Consider the following 19,417-nt stretch of genomic DNA (forward strand, 5'->3'; position numbering starts at 1 on the left):
GAGGCCGCGGCCGTGGCGTTTGTTTATGCGCGGTGCCGGGGATGGGATCGGCCCGCGCTCGCGCGGCTAGCGGCGGCGGCGTCTGCGGAGGATGATCTCTGACACCAGGGCCACGAGGAAGAGGCCGAGGGCGTAGAGGGTGGCGAAGGCGAAGTTGAGAAAGCCCAGGCTGATGAGCCAATCCGCCGTGTCGGGATCGATCCATGGGCAGTCGATGAAGCCGTAGAGCCAATTGCCCGTGCAACTTTCGCCGAGAAAGAGCATCACGGCGAAGCACAGGGTGAGCCAGAGGGCCGGGGTGATCGCGCCCCACCGCAGAAGGCGGGCCAGGCGGTAATCGACGCTGAACCACGCCCAGAGCAGGAACAGCCCGCAGACCAGATAGAGCGTGCCGAGGACAACGAGTGTGCCGACGACGGTCTCGCTCATGCGAGGGCGGCGAGCGCGTCGCGCAGGTCGAGCGCGCCATCGTAGAGCGCGCGGCCCGAGATTGCGCCGGCGATCACCCCGGTCTCCTTGAGCGAGACGAGGTCCAGCATCGAGGAGACGCCGCCGCTGGCGATGACGGGGATCGAGGTGGCGCGGGCCAGTTCGGCCGTGGCCTGGATGTTCGGGCCGCCCATGGCGCCGTCGCGGTCGATATCGGTGTAGATGATCGCGGCCACGCCGGCATCCTCGAAGGCTTTCGCAAGATCGGTGACCATGACGTCGGTCTCTTCCGCCCACCCCTTGGTGGCGACCCGGCCCTTGCGCGCATCGATGCCCACGGCGATCTTGCCGGGGAAGCTGCGGGCGGCCTCGCGCACAAGATCGGGATCTTCCACGGCCGCGGTGCCGAGGATCACGCGGGCGATGCCCTTCTCCAGCCAGGTCTCGATAGTGGCCATGTCGCGGATGCCGCCGCCCAGTTGCGCCGGCACCGACGTGGCCTTCAGGATCGCTTCCACCGCAGCGCCGTTCACCGGCTCCCCCGCGAAGGCGCCGTTCAGGTCGACAAGGTGCAGCCATTGGCAGCCTGCCTGCTCGAACGCGAGGGCCTGTGCGGCGGGGTCGGTGTTGAAGACGGTGGCCTCGGACATCTCACCGCGCAGAAGGCGCACGGCATTGCCATCCTTGAGATCAATCGCAGGGTAGAGAATCATCTGTGGCGCTCCTTTGCAACGCGGGTGGCAGCACGCAGTGTCTGTACGAGGCGGTTCTTCTCTCAACTTCGGCGTCAAGGCAAGGGCAAGCCGCCGTCACGTCACGCTTGCCAGAGCCGCGCGCGCTGAGCACGATCCGGGCATCAGGATTTGGGAGGATCATCACATGAAGAAAACCATTCTCGCCGCGTGTATCGCGACGATCGGCATGGCAGGTGCGGCGCTGGCGGATGCGGCCCACGGTGTCTGGCAGACGGAAGTCGACGACGGCGCATACGCCTTTGTCACGCTCGGACCCTGCGGCGGCGCGGTCTGCGGGACGATCACGCGCACGTTCAATTCCAGCGGCGAATACCAGTCCGAGAACATCGGGCGGCAGATCGTCATCGACATGGTGCCGAACGGCGATGGTACCTACGAGGGCTCGGTCTGGCGGCCCTCCAACAACCGCGTCTACATCGGCCGCATGGCGGTGAACGGCAATGCGATCACCCTGCGCGGCTGCGTTGCGGGCGGGTTGATCTGCGCGCGTCAGAACTGGACGCGGGTGCAGTAAGGCGCGGCTCTTGGCATTAGAAAGGGCGGTCCCTCGGGGCCGCCCTTTTTCGTTTTTGCCGAGCAAATGGAGGCCAGCCCGCCTAGCCGCCGTAGGCCTGCCATTGCGACAGGCGGATCGTCGAGGCGCGGGTGCCGGCGGGTGCGTTCATCGCGCGGCGCACCTGCGAGGTGGGCGCGCAAGACAGGATGTGACCGCCGCTCGATGTCCGCGCCGATACGCAGAGCCCGTCGCGGCCGCCATCCACTTCGCCCGAGTAGATCGGGTAGCCCTGGCCAAAGGGTGTCGGGTTCGCGCCGGGCACCAGGCGGCAGACGGTGCGGATGCCGTCGCGGTCCCGCGCATGTTGCGTCAGCGCGAGGACCTGCCCATAGGCCGGCGGAACTTCGAGTTCTAGATCAAAGGCATAGGTGCCGGTAAAGCAATTCGCCGCGGTGTAGTTCTCGGGGTAGACGACGGTGGTGGTGGGCGTACAGGCCGACAGGCCGATGAGGGCCAGGGCGGCGAAGAGAAAACGGATCAAGGTAAATGCTCCTGAGGATTGGGTTCACGGGTCTGTGAAGTCTAGGACACGCGGAGCGAGCGTGCATGAGGCAATCGGCCGGAGCAGCGGAAAAACCTCGGGCCGCGTGCCGCAAATGACCTGTCCGATTGGACAGGCGCGCGGGGCCTCTCAGGGGCGCCAATTCAGGAAGTTGGCGATCATCCGAAGGCCGGAAGACTGGCTCTTCTCAGGATGGAACTGCATGCCCACCATCGTGTCGCGCCCGACGATGGCGGTGACCTGTCCGCCGTAATCCACATGGGCCAGAAGATGCGCGTTATCAGCGGGTTGCATGGCATAGGAGTGGACGAAATAGGCGTGGTCGCCGGTACTTACACCGTCAAGCACCGGGTGCGGGCGGTCAATCACGAGGTCGTTCCACCCCATGTGCGGCACCTTCAGAGCCGTGTCGGCAGGGGTGATCTCGGTCACCTCACCGGGAATCCAGCCGAAGCCCGCCACATCCTCGTATTCGCGGCCCCAGGAGGTCATCATCTGCATGCCGACGCAGATCCCGAGGAAGGGTCGACCGCGCCGCTCGACCGCTTCTAGCAGTGCCTCCTCCAGACCGTCGAACTGGGCCAGACCGCGGCGGCAGGCGGGGAAGGCGCCGTCACCGGGCAACACGATCCGGTCGGCTTTGGCCACCACATCGGGGTCGGAGGACACGACGAGCGCCCCGGCGCCGGTCTCGACCGCCATGCGCTGGAACGCCTTTTCGGCCGAGTGCAGGTTGCCCGCGTCGTAATCGATCAGGACCGTCGTCATGGGGTATCTTCCCGTAGGTTATCGAGTGTTGTCAGGGGCTTGTGAAGCAAAGCTCAGAGGCTGCCCTTGGTCGAAGGGATCGCATCGGCCTTGCGCGGGTCTACCTCCAGCGCGTCGCGCAGCGCGCGGGCGACGGCCTTGAAGGCGGCCTCGGCGATGTGGTGGCTGTTGAAACCCGCCGCCTGCGTGATGTGCAAGGTGATGCCGCCGTGGGTGGCAAGGGCTTGGAAGAACTCGCGCACCAACTCGGTGTCGAACGTGCCGATCTTCTGGGTCGGCATCGCAACCTCCCAGACGAGGAAGGGCCGCCCCGAGAGGTCCAGCGCGCAGGCCACGCGGGCGTCATCCATCGGCAGCACGCATTCGCCGTAGCGCCGGATGCCGCGTTTGTCGCCCATGGCCTCGCTCAACGCCTGACCGAGCGCGATGCCCACGTCCTCCACCGAGTGGTGGTCGTCGATGTGCAGATCGCCGTCGCAGCGCACCTTCATGTCGATCAGCGCGTGGCGCGCCAACTGATCGAGCATGTGGTCGAAGAAGCCCACCCCGGTCTGATTGTCATAGGTGCCGGTGCCATCGAGGGTGATCTCGACAGAGATCTCGGTCTCGGCGGTCTTGCGGTTGATCTGGGCGGTGCGCATGGGGCCTCTCCTGTCGACGCGGCCATTCGTGTTGGAGGCAGTGTATAGGGGCCCGGTGCGGCGGGGGGAAGGGCGGAGTGGGGCAGGGATGTGGCGCGGCGCGGGCCGGGCCATCCGCGCCTAGTCCGGGCGCTGTGGATCCTCGGGGTTGCTGGAGAAAAGGGCGATCTTGTTGCCCTGCGGGTCGCGCAGATAGGCGACGTAGAAGCGCGGGCCATAGGCGGCGCGAAAACCCGGCTTCCCCTCATCGCTACCACCAGCGGCCAGAGCGGCGCCATGGAGCGCGCGCACCTGCACCTGATCGCGCGCCTCGAAAGCGACCATGGCCCCGTTCCCGGCAGAGGCAGGGCGGCCATCGAAGGTGGGTTTGACGTAAAAATCCGGCAGGCGGAGGTCTTGCCCAGGATCGAACGGTAAAGCGAAGCTCAACCCCTCAAGGCTCTCGGAAAGATCATACCCCAGTTGCGGCAGAAACGCCGTGTAGAAGCGCTTCGCAAGGGCGAGGTCATCGGCACCGACAGTGACATAGGCGATCATGGGCAAGCTCCAAGCGGGCGCGGCGAGGTAAACATCGCGAAGGCTAGCAGGAGAAATTGGCCCTGTCGCGCGCTCCGGTCATTCGGCGCCGCATACATCAGCCCTGAAACGACGAAGGGCCGCCCGAGGGCGACCCTATCGAAAACCACTGGGGTAGGAGTGGCTTAAATTGGAGCGGGCGAGGCGATTCGAACGCCCGACCCTAACCTTGGCAAGGTTATGCTCTACCCCTGAGCTACGCCCGCTCTGTGAGGCGTTCTCTACAAATAGTTCCCGGGGGGTGCAAGAGAGAATTTTCCACCAACGCGCCATTATTTTCGACAATCCCTCCCGAAGGCCGTGACCAAAGTAGGATTACGTCGACGCAGCAGTAGAAACTTAAACTGCAAACCCCCAATTTGCCGCGCCCGCCTCCCATAGCCCGCCCCGCGCGACCCCGCACAGATACGCGCCCGCTCCCTTCATCTTGGCCCATACAACTCCGGGGGAGGGACTTTCTCAAAGGGAAAGTCCCGTGGGGGCAGAGCCCCCTCCCGCCGCATGACAGATACGCGACGGCCGCGGTGCCCGCTCAATAGGTCTGAACCGACCCGTCCGAGAGCGCGAAATCTTCGGAATGAACAACGACAGTGTTCCGCAGCGCCAGAAGGATGCCATAGGCGCCGGGCTCGTCGACGCTGTCGGCGAAGGTGCTTTGACCAAGGATCATCGGGATCTGGTGGCAGGGACTTTTCAGGATCGTCACCGGCAGCGCACCGCCGGCAGGATTGGCGGCGCTGGCGTGGATCGTGCGGTGAATGTGGCCGCAGACCAGATGACGGACGTGGGGGGCGGCGTGGAGGCGGCTGAGCAGAGCCTCGGAGTTGGCGAGCCCGATCGCATCCATCGCCCAGAACCCCACGGGGCAGGGCGGATGGTGGGCGAAGACGACCACATCCTTGCCGTCCTCCGCCGCCCTTGTCAGTTCAGCGTCCAGCCAGGCCAGCCGAGCTTCGCACAGCCAACCGTCCTGTTCCAGGGGCGCGCGATCCTCGTAATCATGGGTGTCGAGCACAAGGAGCCGCAACGGCCCGAGATCACGCGCGTGCTGCGCAAAACCCTCGGCGTTGAAACTGCCGGGCAAGGCGGCGCGCAGCGGCGCGCGCAGGTCGTGGTTGCCCATCGTCACGGTGACCGGGATCGGACAATCGGCCAGCAACGGCACTAGCCGCGCGTAGGCGGCGGGATCGCCGGAGTGGGCGAGATCGCCGAGCAGGATGATGTGTTGCGCATCAGGATGGCGCGCGAGGGCATGGGCCAGCCCCTCGGCAAACCGCGCGAGGGGATCAAGGCCGATGATGGTCTCGCCCGGCGGCGTGATGTGCAAATCGGTAAAGATCAGCGCCTTGTCGAAGTGATCCTCCATGTCGTGAGCGTGGCGGATGGGCGCGGCTTGGGCAAGAAAAACCCGTCGATCGCGGGGCGGGTGACCTCGGGCGCGGGCGCTCGCGGCGGGTGATGGAATGAGTTGTATTGGCCAAGATGAAGGGGGAGCGGGGTGCTTGAGATTTTGCAGGGGCGCGCGTGATGCGAGGGGAGGCAGGGCGCGTGCGTTAATGGTTTGAAACGCGACGGCGCCGCAGAGGGGATCTGCGGCGCCGGTACGAGGTTCGCGATTGGGGCGGTGGGTTATTCGAGTTCCACCAGCAGGTCCTTGGCGTCGATCTGGCCACCCGGGGTCACGTGGACCGCTTTGACCACGGCGTCGCGGTCGGCGTGGATGCCGGTCTCCATCTTCATCGCTTCGATGGTCAGCAGGAGCGTACCTTCGGCGACCTTCTGGCTGGCCTGTACGCCGACGCTGGCCACCACGCCGGGCATCGGGGCGCCGATATGGTTCGGGTTGCCCAACTCGGCCTTCGGGCGTTTCGCCGTGGCAGCAGAGGACAGGCGGTTGGGGACGCGGACCGTCCGGGGCTGGCCGTTGAGTTCGAAGAACACCCGCACCTCGCCCTCGTCATTGGTCTCGCCCACGGCGACGAGGCGGATCACCAAGGTCACGCCGGGATCGATCTCGGCCTCGATCTCTTCGCCCTGGTCCATGCCGTAGAAGAAGGTCTTCGTCGGCAGGGTGCGGACCGGGCCGTATTCGGCGTGGCGGGTGGCGTAATCGGTGAAGACCTTGGGGTACATCAGGTAGCCGTTGAGATCCTCGTCATCGATCTCGACGTCGAGCTTGGCGGACAGCTCGGCGCGGGCGGCCTCGATGTCGACCGGTTCCAGACGCTTGCCGGGGCGCTCTGTGCTCGGCTTCTCGCCCTTCAACGCCTTCTTGACGATTCCCTTGGGGAAGCCGTTGGGCGGCTGGCCCAGATCGCCGCGCAACATGCCGATGACGCTGTCGGGGAAGGAGACATCGACGGCAGGATCCTCGACCTCTTCGCGGGTCAGCCCTTGGCTGACCATCATCAGCGCCATGTCGCCCACCACCTTGGAGGAGGGCGTTACCTTCACGATATCGCCGAACATCTGGTTCACGTCGGCATACATCTGCGCCACCTCGTGCCAGCGATCCTCCAGCCCCATCGAGCGCGCCTGCGCCTTGAGATTGGTGAACTGGCCGCCGGGCATCTCGTGCAGGTAAACCTCGGAAGCGGGCGCCTGCATGCCGCTCTCGAACGCCGTGTATTGGGCGCGAACGGCCTCCCAGTAGCGGGAGATCTCGCGGATCGCGCCGATGTCGAGACCGGTGTCGCGCTCGGTGAAGCGCAGGCTCTCCACGATGGTGCCAAGCGTCGCCTGCGAGGTATTGCCCGAGAGCGCGTCCATCGCGCAGTCGACGGCATCCACGCCATGCTCGGAGGCCGCGAGGATCGTGCCCGCGGCAATGCCGGCGGTGTCGTGGGTGTGGAAGTGGATCGGCAGATCGACCGCGTCCTTCAGCGCCGGGATCAGCACCTTGGCCGCCTCGGGGCGCAGCAGGCCGGCCATGTCCTTGAGGCCGAGCACATGGGCGCCGGCCTTCTCCAGCTCGCGCGCCATCTCGACGTAGTATTTCACGTCATACTTGGCCCGCTCGGGATCGAGGATATTGCCGGTGTAGCAGATCGTGCCCTCCACGATCTTGCCGCTCTCGCCCACGGCGTCCATCGCCACGCGCATGTTCTCGACCCAGTTCAGGCTGTCGAAGACGCGGAAGACGTCGACGCCGCTTTCGGCGGCCTGCTTCACGAAGCCCTGCACCACGTTGTCGGGATAGTTGGTGTAGCCCACCCCGTTGGAGGCGCGCAGCAACATCTGCGTCATGATGTTGGGCATGGCCTTGCGGATGTCGCGCAGGCGCTGCCATGGGCATTCCTGCAGGAAGCGGTAGGCCACGTCGAAGGTCGCGCCGCCCCAACATTCGACCGAGAAGAGCTGCGGCAGATTATGGGCATAGGCCGGCGCCACCTTGATCATGTCGTTCGAGCGCATCCGGGTTGCCAGCAGCGACTGGTGTCCGTCGCGCATCGTGGTGTCGGTGATCAGAAGCTGCTTCTGATCCTTCATCCAGCGCGCCACGGCCTCCGGCCCCTCGGCGTCCAGCATCGTGCGGGTGCCCGCGGCGGGCGGCTCGACCGGCACGCGCGGCGCGCGTGCAGGCTTGAGATCCGCTGCCGGTTTCGGGCGGCCCTGGGTCTCGGGGTGACCATTGACGGTGATATCGGCCACGTAGCGCAGCAGCCGCGAGGCACGGTCGCGGCGGGGGCGGAAGTCGAAGAGCTCCGGCGTCTCGTCGATGAATTTGGTGTGATACTGGTAGTTCAGGAACGTCGGGTGCTTCAGCAGGTTCTCGACGAAGGCGATGTTCGTCGACACGCCGCGAATACGAAACTCGCGCAGGGCCCGGTCCATCCGCGCGATGGCGGCGTCCGGCGTCGGCGCCCAGGCGGTGACCTTGGTCAACAGGCTGTCGTAGTAACGCGTGATGACCGCGCCCGCGTAAGCGGTGCCGCCGTCCAGCCGGATGCCCATGCCCGTGGCCGAGCGGTAGGTAGTGATGCGGCCGTAATCGGGGATGAAGTTGTTCGTCGGATCCTCGGTCGTCACCCGGCATTGCACCGCGTGGCCGTCGAGCTTCACGTCATATTGCGAGGCGACACCCGTCGCGCCCGCCAGCATCTTGCCCTCGGCAATCAGGATCTGGGCGCGCACGATGTCGATGCCGGTGACCTCTTCGGTCACGGTATGCTCGACCTGCACGCGGGGGTTCACCTCGATGAAGTAGAAAGCGCCGGTGTCCATATCCATGAGGAATTCGACGGTGCCCGCGCATTCGTAGTTCACATGCTCGCAGATCTTTTTGCCCAGAAGGCAGATTTCATTGCGCTGCATGTCGGTGAGGTAAGGGGCAGGGGCGCGCTCGACCACTTTCTGGTTGCGACGCTGAACCGAGCAATCGCGCTCGTAGAGGTGGTAGATATTGCCGTGCTGGTCGCCGAGGATCTGCACCTCGACGTGGCGGGCACGGATGATCATCTTTTCCAGATAACCCTCGCCATTGCCGAAGGCGGCCTCGGCCTCGCGGCGGCCTTCCAGCACCTTCTCCTCCAGCTCCTCCTCCGACGCGATGGGACGCATGCCGCGCCCGCCGCCGCCCCAGGAGGCCTTGAGCATCAGCGGGTAGCCCACTTCGGCCGCCTGCTTCTTGATCTCGGCCATGTCGTCGCCCAGAACGTCCGTCGCGGGGATCACCGGTACGCCGGCCTCGATCGCCACCTGCCGCGCGCTGGCCTTGTCGCCAAGGGCGCGCATGGTCTCGGCGCGGGGGCCGATGAACGCGATGCCCGCTTCGGTGCAAGCATCTACGAACTCAGGGTTTTCCGACAGCAGGCCGTAGCCCGGATGGATCGCGTCCGCCCCGCATTGCTTGGCGACACGGATGATATCCTCGATGCTGAGGTAGGCCGCGACAGGGCCGAGCCCCTCGCCGATCTTGTAGGCCTCGTCCGCCTTGAAGCGGTGCAGCGAAAGCTTGTCCTCTTCGGCATAGACGGCAACGGTGCGCTTGCCCAACTCGTTGGCCGCGCGCATCACGCGGATCGCAATCTCGCCCCGGTTGGCGATCAGGATTTTCTTGAATTCAGCCATTTTTCCATGCCCCTTCGCAGTTGCAGCAAAACCTATGGCGAGAGCGGCGGGGAAAGCAACCGCAAGGTGACACTCCTGTGACGCTATCGGGTGTTTCGGTTACGATTTGTCAATAATTGCGGGCTAGGCTCCGTGCCCATGAGCACACGAGACGCGCGATAATGTACCGGGTCACCTTCACCAGCCGCGCCAGTTCCCGCTTCGGGAGGGAGACGTTGACCGCGATCAATGCTGTATCGCGGCGAAACAACCTCAAGCTCGCCGTGTCCGGCCTGCTGGTCTTCCACGACCGTCGCTTCTTTCAAGTGCTGGAGGGGGAGGAGGCCGTTTTGTCGACGCTGATGGCGCGCATCGCGATCGACCCGCGCCACGTCGGGCTCAACATCGTGCACCACGGCGCCAGCAAGCAGCGCGCCTTCGCCAGTTGGCGCCTGTGCTGCGCCTGCGCGAGTGCGGAGGAAACGCCCTATGCGGGCGCGGTGGCGCTGCAGGATCTCATCCCCTCCAACAGCCGATGGCGAGGCCGCGACCCACAAGTGCGCCAGCAAGTCCGGTCGTTTCTCGCAGGGCTCGCGGAATTACCCGCCCGGGCGACCGGTTAGCGCGGCTCGGGGCGACAGGCAGCGGTTACCGGTGCTGCTCCAGATAGGCCCGGAACGGCGCCGTCATCTGCCAGCGGATCAGGTAATGCTCGTCCCAGACGGCATAATCAACGCCATGGGCGCGGGCGACCGTCTCGATCTGGTACTCGTATTGCGATTCGTAATTGTCTGTGTCGATCAGGATCACCATCGGCGCGCGGTCCGTCTGCATGGCATTGAACGTCGCTTGGTGGAGGCTGTCGTAGGAAGAGCGCGTGTGATCGAGGCCGATCTCGATCGCATGGGTCTCGGTCAGGCAATCGACCCGCACATGGGTCGCCACGGCGTGGATGGTGTAATCCACCCGCCGTTCCGCCTCGCCACCCAACATGGCACAGAGAATCGCAATGGCCTGAGCTTCGGTCATGGGAACGTTGTAGGAACATTAACCTTTGAGATTAAGCCCCTATTTACGTTTCTGGTGTATCGCCCATTAACCGACCGCTCAGATCGTCCAGACGCCGCGCGCCGATCTGCGCCATGTTGCTCGCCAGGTCCTGGGTCAGGACCTCCATCCAATGGCCGGGCCCCGCGCGGCCCAGGGCGCCGAGCGCATAGTGCCACGCCCGCCCCATCATCACGAAGTCCGCCCCGAGCGCCAGCGCGCGCATCACGTCGAGCCCGCTTTCCACGCCGCTGTCGAATATGATCGGCAAGTCGGTGGCCCCGCGCACCTCGGGCAGGACACGTGCGGCCCCCGGCGCCCCATCGAACTGCCGCCCCGCGTGGGTCGAGACCCAGATCGCATCGACGCCCTCGGTCCCCGCACGCGCTGCGACCTCGGGCTCGCAGACCCCTTTGAGGATCAGCGGCCCATCCCACGCCTCGCGCAACGCGGCCACGTAGTCCCAATCCGGCGCGGCGCGCAGCAGGTAGCCCACGTGGGCGGTGGAGGGCAGGGGCCCCTTGGCGAGCCCCTCGGCATAGCTGTCCATCAGGCGCATCCGCGGCATGCCGCGCGAGGCGATGCCTAGCGACCACTCGGGACAGCGCGCGACCTGCGCCATCAGCCGCGGCGTGAGGCGCGGCGGCTGCACCAATCCGCCCCGCGTTTGCCGCTCGCGCCGCGATGCGGCCGGCACGTCGACCGTCAACACCAGCGTGTGGAACCCCGCCTCCCGCGCCCGGCGCAGCATGTCATCACGCACCTCTTTGGACTTCGGCGGATACATCTGGAACCACCCCTGCTCACCGATCGTCCCCGCCAGATCCTCCGGCACCACCGTCGCCACGGTCGAGACGCAATAGGGAATGCCCGCCTGCGCAGCGAAAGCGCTCAGGATATGCTCGGCGCCCGGCCAGATCAGCCCCGACATGCCAAGGGGCGCAATGCCGAAAGGCGCCGGATAGTCGCGCCCGAGAAACGAACACTGCAGCGAAGGCGCGATCTCGCCCAAAAGCGCCGCGGGCCGAAACAGCACCGCATCGAGAGCCGACCGATTGCGCGCCGCGCCCTCTTCCCTCCCGGTTCCGGAATCCAGATACTCCCAGACGAAATGCGGAATGCGCCGTCGGGCACGCGCCTTGAGATCGCTGAGGGCGGGGTATTTCGATTGTAGAACCATGGCCACAAAGAACCCCGCAACCCCCGCAAGCTCAACCGCTTTTCACCGCGCCGCCTTCATCTTTTCGCAAATACGGCGGCGAGCGTGAGGGGCTGGCCCCTCACTCCGGCCACCCACATATCGCGCAAATGGAACAATCTGCGAACAAACCTTCCCCTCCCGCGCGTCCCGAACTATCTTCGCCCCCATGACCCAATTCGACGATTCCGACGCCTTCGAGGCCGCCGCCACCTCTTCCCTTGCCGCCCGCGCCATGGCCACGGCGCCGCAGGGCGCGGCCCCCTATATGGAAGGGCTGAACCCGGCGCAGGAGGCCGCCGTCCGACAACTCGACGGCCCGGTCCTGATGCTCGCGGGCGCCGGTACCGGCAAGACCCGCGCGCTCACCGCCCGGATCGCGCATCTGATGGCCACCGGCACCGCGCGCCCGAACGAGATCCTCGCCGTGACCTTCACCAACAAGGCCGCGCGCGAGATGAAGACCCGCGTCGGCGCACTGCTCGGGCAACCGGCCGAGGGGATGCCCTGGCTCGGCACCTTCCACGCCATCTGCGTCAAGCTCCTGCGCCGTCATGCAGAACTGGTGGGGCTGAAATCCAACTTCACCATCCTCGACATGGACGACCAGAATCGCCTGCTCAAGCAGCTGATCGTGGCCGAAGGCATCGACGACAAGCGCTGGCCGGCGCGCGGGTTGGGGTCGCTGATCGACGGCTGGAAGAACCGCGCCTTGACGCCCGAACAGGTACCCTCTGCCGATCATGGCGCCTTCAACAACCAGGGCGTGAAGCTCTACGGCCAGTATCAAACCCGCCTGAAGGAGCTGAACGCCTGCGACTTCGGCGACCTGCTGCTCCACGTCATCCGCATCTTTCAGGAGAACGAGGATCTGCTGCAGCAATACCAGCGCTGGTTCCGCTACATCCTCGTGGACGAGTACCAGGATACCAACGTCGCCCAATACCTCTGGCTGCGGCTGCTGGCGGCGGGGCACAAGAACATCTGCTGCGTCGGCGACGATGACCAGTCGATCTACGGCTGGCGCGGCGCCGAAGTGGGCAACATCCTGCGCTTCGAGAAGGATTTTCCCGGCGCCCATGTCGTCCGGCTTGAGCAGAACTACCGCTCCACCGGCCACATCCTTGCCGCCGCGTCGGGCGTCATTGCGGGCAACCGCGGGCGGCTCGGCAAGACCCTTTGGACCGACGGCGAGGACGGCGAGAAGGTCCGCCTGATCGGCCATTGGGACGGCGATGAGGAGGCCCGCTGGGTCGGCGAGGAGATCGAGGCCATGGGCCACGGCACCCGCGGCATGGACCCGATCGGCCCCAACGACATCGCCATCCTCGTGCGCGCCAGCCACCAGATGCGCGCCTTCGAGGACCGCTTCCTCACCATCGGTCTGCCCTACCGTGTCATCGGCGGCCCGCGCTTCTACGAGCGGATGGAGATCCGCGATGCCATGGCCTATTTCCGCGTCGTGGTCAGCCCCGACGACGACCTCGCCTTCGAGCGGATCGTCAACACCCCCAAGCGCGGCCTCGGCGACAAGGCACAGCAGACAATCCAGCGCATGGCGCGCAGCAACGGCGTCAGCCTGCTGGAAGGCGCGCGGCTCTGCGTCGAGACGCAGGCCATCGGCGGCAAGGGCGGGCGCGAGCTGCGCACGTTGGTCGACGGCCTCGCGCGCTGGCGCGGGCATCTCAACGGCGGACTGCGCGCCGTGGGTCCGGTGGATGACCTGATCGACGAGGAAGTCGAGCCCGTCGGCGGCCAGCTCGGCATGAGCCACGTGGAACTGGCCGAGATCATCCTCGACGAAAGCGGCTATACCGCCCATTGGCAGAACGACAAGACGCCCGAAGGGCCGGGCCGGCTGGAAAACCTCAAGGAACTGGTCAAGGCCTTGGAAAACTTCGAAAACCTGCAAGGGTTTCTCGAACATGTCAGCCTGATCATGGACAACGAGCAGGACGATCAGGAACCCAAGGTCACCCTGATGACGCTCCACGCCGCCAAGGGTCTGGAGTTTCCTGCCGTTTTCCTTCCGGGGTGGGAAGATGGCCTCTTTCCCTCGCAACGCTCGATGGACGAAAGCGGCCAGAGCGGGCTGGAGGAGGAACGCCGCCTCGCCTACGTGGGCATCACCCGCGCCGAGAAGGTCTGCACCATCTCTTTCGCCGGCAACCGCCGTGTCTACGGGCAATGGCAAAGCCAGATGCCGTCGCGCTTCATCGACGAATTGCCCGAGGATCATGTCGAAGTGCTCACCCCGCCGGGCCTTTACGGGCATCAGGGCGGCATGGGCGGTCAGATGCGCGGCATGGGCGCCAGCGCCAGCCCGGTCGAGCGGGATATGGCGGGCTCCAACCTGCACGAGAAAGCGGCGCGGGCTGACGTCTACAACTCGCCGGGCTGGAAGCGCCTGCAGGCGCGGCAGGGCCAATATGGCACCCGCCAGCCGACCGAGGCGAAGGCGATGACCATCGACGCCGAGGCGATCAGCGCCTTTTCCATCGGCGACCGGGTCTTTCACCAAAAATTCGGCTACGGCGCCGTTGTCTCGGTCGAAGGCGACAAGCTCGGGATCGAGTTCGAGAAGGCGGGCAGCAAGCACGTTGTCGGCCGCTTCCTTGTCGCGGCGGGGCAGGAGAGCGGGCAGGATGACGGCGACGTTCCGTTCTAGAGCCCCGCGAGGGGGCGGATTTCCCCCTCTCGACCTGTGGCCCCCGGCCCACTAGGCTCCGATCCGACCCGTGATCCGAGCCCGCCGCGCCTGCGCGCGGGCCCGTGAACACGCCCGCAAGACGTGAAGGAGTTCAACATGTTGCCGCGTTTTCTATCGGCTCTGACACTGTGCGCCCTGTCGGTTGGCCTCAGCTCCGGCGGGCAGGCCCAAGAGGCGTCGCAGGACTTCCTGACCCGCGCTGAAATCACCGCCCATATGGATGCCTCGGCCTTCTGCTACTTCCCCGATGCCCGCACCTCCTGCGCCTGGGCCGAGATCTACGTGGAGCAAAACGCCGATCACGTGGTTCTGGTCACCGCCTCCGCGACCTGGGACAACCCGATGGAAGTGGCCCGCTACCGCATCGACTGGCGCGGCGACGCGCTGTGCATTCCCTACGAGGATCAGGGCCTGCAAGCGATGTGGGAGGCCGAGGGCTATCGCTTTCCTTTCGATCTCGACGGTTTCACGGCGCTCCCCGATGAGATGCTCCCCGCCCGCCGCGAGGAACTGCGCGAGACCTCGCCGCGCGAGTTCTGTTTCCAGTACAGCGCGGATCCGGAGAACGCGAATCGGCTCTTGCAGCATGTCTTCCGCGACGGTGTCTGGGATGCAGAGCAGGACCCGATCGCACTGGTGCCGCGCTTTGCCAGCGGCGTGGCGATCCGGCCGAATTAACCCTCGCCGAGGATGATGGGGTAGAGCGACAGCACCAGCAGCGCCGCCATCGTCCAGTTGAACACCCGAAGCCGCCCCGGCGCGGCCAGCCAGCGCCGCACCTGCGTGCCGCCCCAGGCCCAGGTGGCGACGGAGGGCAGGTTCACCAGCGCGAAGACGACGCCCACAAGCACCGCGCCGGACCATCCGGTGCCTTCCGGCGCATAGGTCGTCTGGGCGTAGATCGACATGTAGACGGCCTTGGGGTTGACCCATTGGAACCCCGCCGCCTGCAAGAAGGTGAGGGGGCGCGCGTCCTCCTTCGCGTGGGCGGGCGGGGCCGCATTGGCCACTTTCCACGCCAGCCACAGCAGATAGGCGACCGAGATCACCGTCAGCACCGTGCGGAGCCATGGAATCAGCACGAAGACCTGCACCAGCCCAAGGCCCAGAAGCACCGTCATCGCCCCGTGGCCGAGCGATACGCCCAACATATGCGGCACCGTGCGCCGCAGCCCGAAGTTCACGCCCGAGGCCATCAGCATGATGTTGTTAGGTCCCGGCGTGATCGAGGAGGCGAAGGCGAAAAGCACAAGGCCGGTGAGGATTTCATAAGTCATTGCGCAATCTTACGGAGGAAACTTCGGAATGAAATTGCTAAATTCGGTGCTGGCGGCAATACTGCGCAACAAATGCCGAAGATCGACGATAAAGATCGCCAGATATTGCGCGAGTTGAGCCGCGACGGCCGGATATCGAACCTCGACCTGGCCGAGCGCGTGTCGCTGTCGCCCTCTGCCAGCCTGCGCCGGGTTCAGGCGCTGGAGGCGCAGGGCGTGATCTCGGGCTACCGCGCCGTGCTTGACCCCGCTGCCATGGGCATCGGCTTTGTCGCCTATATGACCGTAGGTCTGAACCTCCACACCAAGGGCGCGCAGGAGGCGTTCGAGGCCGCCGTGGCGCGGGCTGCGGAAGTGGTGGAATGCCACAACATCACCGGCACCGTGGAATATCTGCTGCGCGTCGAGGTGGCGGATCTGACCACCTACAAGCGATTCCATACCGATGTTCTGGGCGCGCTGCCGCAGGTGGCGACGATCACGACCTACGTGGTGATGGGATCTCCCAAGGATACCCGCGCCTGAAGGGGGCCTTCAAACGAAAAAAGGCGATGATGGTGTTCTGGGAGGAAGACACCATCACCGCCGATTTCTGACCCGCTCGTTGGGAGGAACAAGCAAGGTCTGGGCGCAGCGTCCATCCAAGGGAGGAGAGGACTTCCGCTGCTGTTTTCAGACCGATCCAATGGGAGGAAAGGCTCGATCTGCCGTGTGGTTCCGCTCCTAAGGGAGGAGGAGGAGCTTCACCGTCTATCGCGACCCCAATGGGAGGAAAGAGGCCGGACGTCTGACCCGTTTCCGGGCCGTTGTTAGGGTGCGGGCGCATCCGAGGGAGGATCGTTTGCGGCCCGCTGTCCCGGATGCCCTATGGGAGGATAGGGCCCGGTATCTGGTATCGGTCCGGCGCGATTGCCAGACCTTGGAGGCTCAGACGTTGTCGCCGTAAGCCGCTTCCAGCGCGATGCGCTTGATCATGGAGGCGTTCATGCCCAGATCAGCCAGTTCGCGGTTGGACAGCTGGTTGAGTTCGTTCAGCGTGCGGCGGTAAACGCGCCAGTTGCCGTAGGATTGTGCGACGGCTTCGCGGAGTTCGGTCAGGCGTTGGCCGAAGGTTGCGGTCGCGGTGCGGTTGCCTGTGATGTAGGCCATGGTAGTCCTCGATTTCTCTGTAGGCTTCCGGGGGCTCTTGCCCTTCCGTCGCCCAAGTGATTTGGCTGTGTCTCGCTCTGTTGAGATTGAAGATAGGCGAATGCTGCGGCTGCACAATGAACGTTTCCGAAATGCTGCTATGCAGCACGTGCATGGCGCATTTTCCTTTGGTTACGTATGGTTAACTGAATGCTGATTGCCGGTGGTGCCTTCAAGGATCGTCAGTTTCGCCTGTTTTTCGGCGGCGTCTTCTTTGCGGTGCAGGCCATCTGGATCCAGCGCGTCACCTTGGGCTGGCTGGCGTGGGAGAGGACCGGACAGGCCTCTGCCGTGGGCCTCGTCGCGGCACTCAGTCTGTTCCCGACCTTGCTCTTCGGCCCGTTCTTCGGGGTCATGGCGGACCGTGTCGACATCCGCAAAGCGGCGCTGGTGACCAACGGGCTGATGGCGGCGATCATCGCGGTCCTCGCACTTCTGGCGAGCGAGGTGGGGGCGGTGGGCCTGTCGCTCGCCGCGCTCAGCATCGGGCTCATTTCGGCGGCCCATCACCCAGTGCGCATGTCGCTCGGGCCGCGGCTGGTCTCGGCCGAGATGGTGCAGCACGTCGTCTCTATCACCGCGCTCAACTTCAACCTCGCGCGGCTCGTGGCTCCGGTGCTTGCGGGGTGGGTCATCGCCACGGCGGGCGGGGCCACGGCGCTCTGGCTCGCGGCACTGTGCTATGTGCCGATGCTGGCGGTGTTGCCCGCGCTGCACCCCCGCAGCCTGCCGCCGCGCGCCGCAGCCCCGATTCTCAGTGATCTGGTCGAGGGCGTCCGCTATGCGGCGGCCGATCCGCTGATCTGGCAGGCGCTGTTGATGACGATGATCTTTGCCACCTCCGCACGGGGCGCGCTCGAGGTGTTGCCGGTGGTGGCCGACGGCGGCTTCGGCCGGGGCGCGGCGGGCCTTGGCTTCCTGACGGCGGCGGCGGGCGTCGGCGCGCTGACCTCGGCGCTCCTCAAGGCGGGCGGCGTGTCGGCCGTGGGCGCACGGATCTCGCGCACCGTCTGGGTCGCCTCCTTCGCGGGGCAGGGGGCGGTGATCGCCATGGGCCTCGCGCCGAGCTGGCCGCTGGTCCTGCTGGCCGTGGCCCTCACCGGGCTCAGCTCCACATGGTGCGGTGTCTCGCTGCAATCGGCGATCCAGACCGGCCTGCCCGATGCCTTCCGCGGCCGGGTGATGAGCTTCTGGGTCGTGGTGGGTTTCGGCACCGTCTCGCTTGGCTCCGTCGCCATCGGGGCGGCCGCGGACCTGATCGGCATCGGCCCCGCGCTGGCCGTGGCCGGCACGCTCGGCACCCTCGGCATGGTGATTGTGGGGGTGCGCGCGCGCACAAACCCTCCTATGTGAGAGGAAAGCCCCCGCACGGGCACCGAGACGAAACGAGAATTTGCAAAAGGACGCCCCATGGCCCTGACCCGCGACACCATCCTTGAAGCCCTGACGAAGATCGGCCTGCCCGACGGCGGCGACCTTGTCAGCCGCGACATGATCCGCGCGCTCACCGTGAACGAGGGCAAGGTCAGCTTCATCATCGAGGCCCCGTCGCCCGCGATTGCGCAACAGATGGCGGGCCTGCGCGCGGGCGTGGAGGAGTTCATCGGCAAGATGGATGGCGTCAGACAGGTCTCTGTCGCGCTGACGGCCCACAGCGCCGCGCCTTCCGCCCCCGGCGCCGCGCCCGGTGGTCCCAAGGGCGCGCCTCCGACGCTGTCGGTGGGCGGACACATGAAGCCGCAGGAAGGCTCGATGAAGCCCAAGGGCGTCAAGCGCATCATCGGCATCGGCTCCGGCAAGGGCGGGGTGGGCAAATCCACCGTCTCCACCAACCTTGCCGTGGCACTGGCGCGTCAGGGGCGCAAGGTGGGCCTTCTGGACGCCGACATCTACGGCCCCTCGGTGCCGCGCATGATGGGCGTCAACAAGCGCCCCGCCTCGCCTGACGGCAAGACGATCATCCCGCTGCAGGGCCACGGCGTCACGCTGATGTCCATCGGGTTCATGCTGCCCGCCGAGAAGGCCGTGGTCTGGCGCGGGCCGATGCTGATGGGCGCGCTGCAACAGATGCTGACCCAGGTGGAGTGGGGCGAGTTGGACGTGCTGCTCGTCGATCTGCCACCCGGCACCGGCGATGTGGCGATGACGCTCTGCCAGAAGTCCGAGGTGACGGGCGCTATCGTCGTCTCCACCCCGCAGGACGTGGCGCTTCTGGACGCGCGCAAGGCGCTCGACATGTTCTCCTCCCTGAAGACCCCTGTGCTCGGCCTGATCGAGAACATGGCCACGTACCATTGCCCCAACTGCGGCCACGAGGCGCATATCTTCGGGGAGGGGGGCGTGCGCACCGAGGCCGAGAAGATGGACATCCCCTTCCTCGGCGCCCTGCCGATCGATCTGGACACCCGGATTGCCGGAGATGCCGGCGACCCCATCGCGCTCGGCGACAGCCCGATGGCCGAAGCCTATGCCAGCCTCGCGCGGCGCTTTATCGACGGCGGCATGGCCTGACCAATTCCCTCGGGGGCGAATGCGCCCCCGATACTTTTCCCAATTCCCCTGATTCCGACCCCCGCAGTCGCGCGACGAATCAACAATTCCAGAACAAAACGGGATCACGCCGCCGTGATCGCGCCGGAGTGGCCCGGTTTCTGGAAAAATTTGCCACCATCCCCCACTTCCTCCCCCCACCGCTCCCCACCCCAAGATGATGGGATTTGC

Annotated in this window: 19 protein-coding genes and 1 tRNA gene; 7 read left to right on the forward strand and 13 right to left on the reverse strand. The window is 65.8% G+C overall.

The window, feature by feature from the left end; genetic code table 11:
- Positions 1–66: 66 nt before the first annotated feature.
- Positions 67–429 (reverse strand): hypothetical protein, encoded by a 363-nt coding sequence (locus tag KYE46_RS08480; RefSeq protein ID WP_219004887.1) that lies wholly within the window; start codon positions 427–429, stop codon positions 67–69.
- On the reverse strand, positions 426–1,142 hold the full coding sequence (gene hisA, locus KYE46_RS08485; RefSeq protein WP_219004888.1) for a 1-(5-phosphoribosyl)-5-[(5-phosphoribosylamino)methylideneamino]imidazole-4-carboxamide isomerase: 717 nt from the start codon (positions 1,140–1,142) through the stop codon (positions 426–428). The genes KYE46_RS08480 and hisA overlap by 4 nt, the downstream gene beginning before the upstream one ends.
- Positions 1,143–1,308: 166 nt before the next feature.
- On the opposite strand from hisA, the gene KYE46_RS08490 reads away from it, so the two are divergent.
- On the forward strand, positions 1,309–1,698 hold the full coding sequence (locus KYE46_RS08490) for a DUF2147 domain-containing protein (protein ID WP_219004889.1): 390 nt from the start codon (positions 1,309–1,311) through the stop codon (positions 1,696–1,698).
- An 82-nt stretch (positions 1,699–1,780) separates the two neighbouring features.
- On the opposite strand, the gene KYE46_RS08495 is transcribed toward KYE46_RS08490, so the two are convergent.
- The 7 genes from KYE46_RS08495 to KYE46_RS08525 all read right to left on the reverse strand — a co-directional run bounded on the left by KYE46_RS08495 (position 1,781) and on the right by KYE46_RS08525 (position 9,297).
- Positions 1,781–2,221 (reverse strand): hypothetical protein, encoded by a 441-nt coding sequence (locus tag KYE46_RS08495; RefSeq protein ID WP_219004890.1) that lies wholly within the window; start codon positions 2,219–2,221, stop codon positions 1,781–1,783.
- A gap of 150 nt (positions 2,222–2,371) precedes the next feature.
- A complete protein-coding gene (gene hisH / locus KYE46_RS08500; protein WP_219004891.1) occupies positions 2,372–3,010 on the reverse strand; it encodes an imidazole glycerol phosphate synthase subunit HisH in 639 nt (212 codons plus the stop codon).
- Between the two features lie 53 nt (positions 3,011–3,063).
- Entirely contained in the window at positions 3,064–3,651 is a 588-nt protein-coding gene (hisB, locus tag KYE46_RS08505; protein WP_219004892.1) for an imidazoleglycerol-phosphate dehydratase HisB, read from the reverse strand.
- Positions 3,652–3,771: 120 nt separating this feature from the next.
- The gene (locus tag KYE46_RS08510; RefSeq protein ID WP_219004893.1) at positions 3,772–4,188 is read right to left on the reverse strand and encodes a VOC family protein; all 417 of its coding nucleotides are present in this window, start codon (positions 4,186–4,188) and stop codon (positions 3,772–3,774) included.
- 170 nt (positions 4,189–4,358) lie between these two features.
- Positions 4,359–4,433 (reverse strand) — tRNA-Gly (locus tag KYE46_RS08515).
- A gap of 326 nt (positions 4,434–4,759) precedes the next feature.
- The gene (locus KYE46_RS08520) at positions 4,760–5,593 is read right to left on the reverse strand and encodes a metallophosphoesterase (protein ID WP_219004894.1); all 834 of its coding nucleotides are present in this window, start codon (positions 5,591–5,593) and stop codon (positions 4,760–4,762) included.
- A gap of 263 nt (positions 5,594–5,856) precedes the next feature.
- Positions 5,857–9,297 (reverse strand): pyruvate carboxylase, encoded by a 3,441-nt coding sequence (locus tag KYE46_RS08525; RefSeq protein WP_219004895.1) that lies wholly within the window; start codon positions 9,295–9,297, stop codon positions 5,857–5,859.
- A 161-nt stretch (positions 9,298–9,458) separates the two neighbouring features.
- On the opposite strand from KYE46_RS08525, the gene KYE46_RS08530 reads away from it, so the two are divergent.
- Positions 9,459–9,899, forward strand: a complete 441-nt coding sequence (locus KYE46_RS08530) for a BLUF domain-containing protein (RefSeq protein WP_219004896.1) — start codon at positions 9,459–9,461, stop codon at positions 9,897–9,899.
- 25 nt (positions 9,900–9,924) lie between these two features.
- Here the strand turns inward: KYE46_RS08530 and KYE46_RS08535 are convergent, their stop codons facing one another.
- Both KYE46_RS08535 and KYE46_RS08540 read right to left on the reverse strand, forming a co-directional pair.
- Positions 9,925–10,305: a hypothetical protein gene (locus tag KYE46_RS08535; protein WP_219004897.1), complete on the reverse strand. Its 381-nt coding sequence runs from the start codon at positions 10,303–10,305 to the stop codon at positions 9,925–9,927.
- Positions 10,306–10,348: 43 nt separating this feature from the next.
- Positions 10,349–11,503, reverse strand: a complete 1,155-nt coding sequence (locus KYE46_RS08540; protein ID WP_219004898.1) for an alpha-hydroxy acid oxidase — start codon at positions 11,501–11,503, stop codon at positions 10,349–10,351.
- 187 nt (positions 11,504–11,690) lie between these two features.
- Here KYE46_RS08540 and KYE46_RS08545 point away from each other — a divergent pair, with 187 nt between their 5' ends.
- Both KYE46_RS08545 and KYE46_RS08550 read left to right on the forward strand, forming a co-directional pair.
- Positions 11,691–14,189, forward strand: coding sequence for an ATP-dependent helicase (locus KYE46_RS08545; RefSeq protein WP_219004899.1), 2,499 nt, complete (start codon positions 11,691–11,693; stop codon positions 14,187–14,189).
- A 138-nt stretch (positions 14,190–14,327) separates the two neighbouring features.
- Positions 14,328–14,909 (forward strand): hypothetical protein, encoded by a 582-nt coding sequence (locus KYE46_RS08550; protein WP_219004900.1) that lies wholly within the window; start codon positions 14,328–14,330, stop codon positions 14,907–14,909.
- Here the strand turns inward: KYE46_RS08550 and KYE46_RS08555 are convergent.
- On the reverse strand, positions 14,906–15,508 hold the full coding sequence (locus KYE46_RS08555; protein WP_219004901.1) for a LysE family translocator: 603 nt from the start codon (positions 15,506–15,508) through the stop codon (positions 14,906–14,908). The genes KYE46_RS08550 and KYE46_RS08555 overlap by 4 nt on opposite strands.
- A gap of 72 nt (positions 15,509–15,580) precedes the next feature.
- Between KYE46_RS08555 and KYE46_RS08560 the strand changes: the two genes are divergently transcribed.
- Complete coding sequence (locus KYE46_RS08560) at positions 15,581–16,033, forward strand: Lrp/AsnC family transcriptional regulator (protein WP_219004902.1); 453 nt, start codon at positions 15,581–15,583, stop codon at positions 16,031–16,033.
- A 402-nt stretch (positions 16,034–16,435) separates the two neighbouring features.
- On the opposite strand, the gene KYE46_RS08565 is transcribed toward KYE46_RS08560, so the two are convergent.
- A complete protein-coding gene (locus KYE46_RS08565; RefSeq protein ID WP_219004903.1) occupies positions 16,436–16,657 on the reverse strand; it encodes a DUF1127 domain-containing protein in 222 nt (73 codons plus the stop codon).
- 189 nt (positions 16,658–16,846) lie between these two features.
- Here KYE46_RS08565 and KYE46_RS08570 point away from each other — a divergent pair, with 189 nt between their 5' ends.
- Both KYE46_RS08570 and KYE46_RS08575 read left to right on the forward strand, forming a co-directional pair.
- Positions 16,847–18,049, forward strand: a complete 1,203-nt coding sequence (locus tag KYE46_RS08570; protein WP_219004904.1) for an MFS transporter — start codon at positions 16,847–16,849, stop codon at positions 18,047–18,049.
- A gap of 57 nt (positions 18,050–18,106) precedes the next feature.
- A complete protein-coding gene (locus KYE46_RS08575; protein WP_219004905.1) occupies positions 18,107–19,207 on the forward strand; it encodes an Mrp/NBP35 family ATP-binding protein in 1,101 nt (366 codons plus the stop codon).
- The last annotated feature ends 210 nt before the right edge of the window (positions 19,208–19,417 follow it).

Source organism: Gymnodinialimonas ceratoperidinii, from assembly GCF_019297855.1.
Taxonomy (GTDB): Bacteria; Pseudomonadota; Alphaproteobacteria; order Rhodobacterales; family Rhodobacteraceae; genus Gymnodinialimonas; species Gymnodinialimonas ceratoperidinii.